Origin of the sequence: Halomonas sp. (genome assembly GCF_041689495.1) — a bacterium.
GTDB lineage: Bacteria > Pseudomonadota > Gammaproteobacteria > Pseudomonadales > Halomonadaceae > Halomonas.
This window is the reverse complement of sequence record NZ_JBDNGD010000275.1, coordinates 1-5,230: the sequence shown is the minus strand read 5'-3', so window position 1 is coordinate 5,230 and position 5,230 is coordinate 1. Positions and strand designations below refer to the sequence as shown.

Annotated in this window: 3 protein-coding genes; all 3 read right to left on the bottom strand. The window is 61.9% G+C overall.

Features of this window, described 5'->3' with window-relative positions:
• Nucleotides 1-189: 189 nt before the first annotated feature.
• Genes ACESMD_RS09550 through ACESMD_RS09540 form a run of 3 tightly spaced genes read right to left on the bottom strand, consistent with a single transcriptional unit; the run spans nt 190 to nt 5,098 of the window.
• A complete protein-coding gene (locus tag ACESMD_RS09550) occupies nt 190-3,252 on the bottom strand; it encodes a type I restriction endonuclease subunit R (protein WP_372612589.1) in 3,063 nt (1,020 codons plus the stop codon).
• A complete protein-coding gene (locus ACESMD_RS09545; protein ID WP_372612587.1) occupies nt 3,249-3,869 on the bottom strand; it encodes a DUF4276 family protein in 621 nt (206 codons plus the stop codon). The genes ACESMD_RS09550 and ACESMD_RS09545 overlap by 4 nt, the downstream gene beginning before the upstream one ends.
• Complete coding sequence (locus ACESMD_RS09540) at nt 3,866-5,098, bottom strand: AAA family ATPase (protein WP_372612585.1); 1,233 nt, start codon at nt 5,096-5,098, stop codon at nt 3,866-3,868. Before ACESMD_RS09540 ends, ACESMD_RS09545 begins: the two co-directional genes overlap by 4 nt.
• Between the last annotated feature and the right edge of the window lie 132 nt (nt 5,099-5,230).

Here is a 5,230-nt window from a genome sequence, read left to right as displayed (position 1 = left end):
TCCATATCCGACCGGACTGAGGAACGTTGGCGCAAAATCAGAAGCCATCATTGGGGTAGGAGGAGGTAATCGGCCATCTTACTCTGAACGTTTTCGGGAAACGCCCTGTGCGGACCCGCATGCAGGGTGTTGTGGGGGCTGAGGGTTAGATACCCTCGGCTACCCGATTACGTGTGCGCATACTCGACCTCATGGCACTACGTTCTCCGCCATCAACTCGGCCTGCCGAATGACCAACTGCGTGGCGGCCTCCTGCGCGTCCGGCGGGTAGCCATATTTGGCCAGTAATCGCCGCACGGTCCGGCGCATATCTGCACGCACAGTATCGCGCTGGGTCCAGTCCAGGGTCGCTTTGGTCTTGATGCGATCTGCCAGTTCATGGGCGATCCGGCGCAAGGTGTCATCCGCGATGACCTCACGGGCGGACTCGTTACTGGCGAGGGCGTCATAGAATGCCAGTTCGTCTTCCGAGAGGCCCGTTTCCTCGCTGCGATGCACGGCATCACGGATGGTGCGGGCCAGGCCGATCAGCTCCTCGATCACCTGAGCCGTCGTGATGGCACGGTTGGTGTAACGCGTTAGCACGGCTTCTAGGGATTCTCGGAACCCCTGAGACTGCATGATATTGACCTTTTCACGACTACGGATTTGATCGTTTAGTAGCTTTCGCAGCGTTTCCAGCGCCAGGTTTTTTTGCGGCATGCCGGCTAACTGGCCGAGGAATTCTTCGGAGAGGATGCCCACGTCCTGCCCACCGAGCCCGGCCGCCTGAAACAGATCAATCACGCCATCCGGAGCAATGGCGCCCGAGAGCACCTGACGCACGGCGGCACGATTATCCGGGGCCGGCGGCGGTCCATCGTCGGCCAGCCGTTTGCGGATAGCGGCACGCACAGTCTGGAAATAGGCCAGGTCGTCGCGGATGGCCTCGGTTTCCGGGCGTGGCACGGCCAGCGAAAAGGCCTTGGAAAGCCCGGCCACCATATTCATAAACCGCTGTTTGCCGTCATCCTGCTCGAAGACATAATCGGCGCCAGCGGTTACGGCGCGAATTTGTGCCGCCTCATCGCCCCCGGCAAAGCCGCTGTAATCCAGGCCGTTGAAGAAATCCCGCAACGCCTCAAACTGGCGCTCCATCAAGGGCACGGCCTCGTTCTGGATGTCTTCCACCGGGCTGCCTTCGCCGCCGGCCTGGGTGTAGGTCTGCACGGCGTCGCGCAGTTGATCGGCGATACCCAGAAAATCCACCACCACGCCGCCGGGCTTGTCGCCGAACACGCGGTTCACCCGGGCAATGGCCTGCATCAGATTGTGTCCGGCCAACGGCTTGTCCAGATACATGGTGTGCATGGGCGGGCAATCGAACCCCGTCAACCACATATCGCAAACGATGACCAGACGCAGATTATCATCCGGGTCCTTGTAGCGACGAGCCAGAGCCTCGCGTCGCGCCTTCGTGCGCGCGTGCTGCATCACTCGCTCACCCTCGGCCGCCGAGCCGGTCATAATCACCTTGATAAAGTCGGCGTCGTCGTTATCGCCGTGCCAGTCGGGGCGCAGCGCCACAATCTCGTCGTACAGATCCATGCAGATAGCACGACTCATGCACACCGCCATGCCCTTGCCCTCGATCACCTCGCGGCGCTGCTCGAAGTGCTCGACGATCTGCTGCGCCACCTGCTGCAAGCGTTGTCGTGCACCGACCAGTTGCTCCAGCGGGACCCGGACATACGGCTCCGTTTCCCGTCCTTCCTTGTCGGCTTCCGCGGCGAGACGCACCTGAAGCTCTTCTTCCGCCTCGCGTATCCCCTGCTCGTGCGGCACCAGTTTCACCAGCCGCATCTCGTAGAAGATCGGCACGGTTGCATCATCGTCGATGGCCTGGCGAATGTCGTAAATATCGGCATAGTCGCCGAACACGGCCGGTGTACTCTTGTCGTCTCCCTCCAGAGGCGTGCCGGTGAAGCCAACGAAGGTGGCATTGGGAATGGCATCCCGCATCCAGCGTGCGCCGCCGTCGAGGAAACCGTACTGGCTGCGGTGGGCCTCGTCCGCCAGCACCACGATGTTGGCACGTTCGCTCACCGCCGCGCCGCGTTCGGCGAATTTCTGGATGGTGGTGAACACCACGCCGCCGGAGGCCCGATTGAGTTTGTCGGCCAGATCGTCCCGGCTCTCGGCCTGCTCCGGGTCCTGACGCAACAGGGCACGGCCGGCGGCAAAGGTGCCGAACAGTTGCCCGTCCAGGTCATTGCGGTCGGTGACCACCACGATGGTCGGGTTGGTCAGTTGTTCGTCGCCAACCAGCGCCCCGGCCAGCATCAACATGGTCAGGCTCTTGCCCGAGCCCTGGGTATGCCAGATCACGCCGCCGCGTCCGTCGCCCTGACCCGCCGGTGCTTTCAGTGCATCCTTGACCGAAGCCCGCGCACGCAACACGGCACGAAATTGGTGGTAGGCCGCCACCTTTTTGATGATGGCGCCGCTGCGCTCGTCTTCCTCAAAGGTGATGCCGTGGTGCAGGTAATCCTCCCACGTGCCCGGCTCGAACAGCCCGCGAATCAGCGTCTCCAGCGTGGGCTCGCCCGGCGCGCGCGCATTATCCAGCGCCCGCCAAGGTGAAAAACGGTCCGAACCTGCGGTAAGCGACCCGACCCGAGTGCGGTCGCCGTCGCTGATCGCCAGCAGCGCGTTATAGGTGAACAGCGGTGGGATCTGTGCCTTGTAATCCTGCAACTGCCGGTAGGCCGTCCACAGATCCGCCTGTTCATTGGCCGTATCCTTCAGCTCCACCACCACCAGCGGCAGACCGTTGAGAAACACCACCAGATCCGGCCGCCGTGTGGCGTTGCCGCACTTGACCGTGAACTGCTGCACCACCAGCCGGTCGTTGCCGGCAGGGTTGTCGAAATCCACCAGCCAGGCCTTGTCCCCGCGCGTCTCGCCGTCCTGGGTGCGATACTCCACATCCACACCATCGGTCAGCAGGCGGTGGAACCAACGATTGTTCTGCTCCAGCGTCGGCTCCGGCGGGCGCATTGCTACGCGCACGGCCTGCTCGATGGCATCGTCGGGCAGCTGGCGGTTGATCGTACGCAGGGCCGAGCGCAGGCGCGGCTCCAGCACCACCTGTTCATGGCTGTCGCGCAGGGGCGAATCCGCGCCGGGCGAGATATCCGCGCCTCGGGCGGTGTCGAAGCCCAGGGCCTCGAACCAGCCCAGGGCGGCCTGTTCGACAATATCCTCGTTCACGCCGTAGCTCCGACAATCGCTTGGCAGAAAACCGAGAAGCTACGGGACGTCGAACGCGTGTGATCAATCTCCGCACCAAGCTTGCGGGCCGCCTCTATCTTGCGTAGACCGGTCGAGAAATAACGATGACGCTGAAGGACCCGTTCAAACGCTTCCCAGGTGCCGCCCGCAATCGCATCCGGGCCCCGGAATCCCTGCCGGTTCGGGACGTTAGCGGAGACGCGGGAGTACACCTCTCGCACCGCTTGCCAATCGCCGAAATACCAGGCCTCCAGCTCCTCGATGGCAATGCGGTTCACCACCTGCCACCGTTCATCATCAGTCGCGGTCCGACTGCGGAGGCCGGCATTTGCGCTGATTTCCTCCAGCCGCTGCTTGAGCAGACGGCAATCCTCTTGATCACGGTCCACAACCACAACGATGCGGTAGTTGGCAGGCAACCAGGCCGAATACGCCCTCAGACGTGCTCCCAGCTTGCCCAGCAAATCCGGTTTACCCTGAAAGGAATGGACCTGAAAGGTCCGATCCTGCGGCAAAAGGCGCGGCAGCAACGCTTTCAGAAAAGCCTCCATGGAGGGCTCCTCCACCAACAGTTCGAAATGCTGGGCCGATGTCATGAGCGCCCTCCATGGGGGCGCGTGGGTTCGCCCTGATTCGTCAACGGATCACCTACCCCAAGCTGTCCTTCCATCCACAGGTGACCGAGCAGTGCACCTTCTGCCACGAATTCCTGCACGCCCGGCAAATCGGCAGCCCGACGCGCTTGCGTGTAACCGTTTTCATCGCGCCAGAGCACACGCACCTCCTCCGGGCGCAGCCCGTTGAGGAAAAATGGCGAATGGGTCGTTGCCAGCAACTGCGTCCGAGCACTAGCCGCGCGGCATTCCTCTGCCAGCTCCGGCAGCAGGCGAGGATGCAGAAAGTTTTCCGGCTCCTCGATACCAATGAATGGCGGTGGTGCCGGGTCGTAGAGAAGCATGAGATAGGCCAACATCTTGAGCGTGCCGTCGGACGCGAAGCGGGCCAGCACCGGGTGGCTGAAAGGCGCATCCTTGATCTGCAATAGCAAGCGCCCGTCCGGCATGGTCTCCGAGAGCACGCGCTCAATGCGTGGCACGCGCTTGCGCAATACCTCGAAGATATGTTCGAGCCGTTCGGGATGTCGTTCAGACAAATGTTGAATCACGTTGGCTAAGTTGTGGCCGCTTTTGCTCAACCGCTCAGCCGGACCAGACTCCGGTTGCCCACGGGTACTGTCGGCCGACAAGTAGGAAACATACCAGCCGGTGATGAAGTTGCGCAATGCCGACACACGCGGGTGGTCGGCGAACTGTCCCAGCGCGTTGACTGCCAGAAGATCTGGCGCATTGAGCGGAACATCGATACGCTCATCTTCCTCGTCGGGCAACTCACCACTGACTGCCCGTCCCAGCCCGGCTTTATATTCCAGAAACCTGAATGGCCGACCGTGGCTGCCCCGCTTCCATTGCAACCACTCTTCCACCACCACCGGCCCCCCATCCCGTTCGTCAACGGACAGGTGATAGGTAATCAGGGGATAGTCCGGCTCCCGGTACTTGATCTCGATGGTGACCGGCCCTTCACTGCCCCGTGTTTTCAGCTCCTTTGCACGCCCGCGCTTATCCCAGGCGCGGCGAAGCCCGGTCTCGACGCATTCCGAGAGAAAAGCGAACACATCAAAGACCGTGGTTTTGCCGCTGCCGTTCGGCCCTAAAAGCACCGTCAGCGGTGTAATTTGCTTGAACTCCACGTCCTTGAGCGCACGGAAATTCCGCACCTTGAGAGATTCGATCCGCGCCGGTTTTGTCCACTGCTCTGTGTTCATTCATAGATCCCGATTATTCGTGTACGGCGCTGCCGCCACTGTAACTGGCGCCGCCGTTTCCTGTTCCTGTTTGAATTGCACCAACGCCGCCCGATAGGCCTGAAAATCCGTGCGGTAGAGCGCCTCGCTGGC

What these genes read in the sequence shown, in the direction of transcription:
- ACESMD_RS09545 (WP_372612587.1), bottom strand. Translation starts at nt 3,869, where the DNA reads ATGACATCGGCCCAGCATTTCGAACTGTTGGTGGAGGAGCCCTCCATG.
- ACESMD_RS09540 (WP_372612585.1), bottom strand. Translation starts at nt 5,098, where the DNA reads ATGAACACAGAGCAGTGGACAAAACCGGCGCGGATCGAATCTCTCAAG.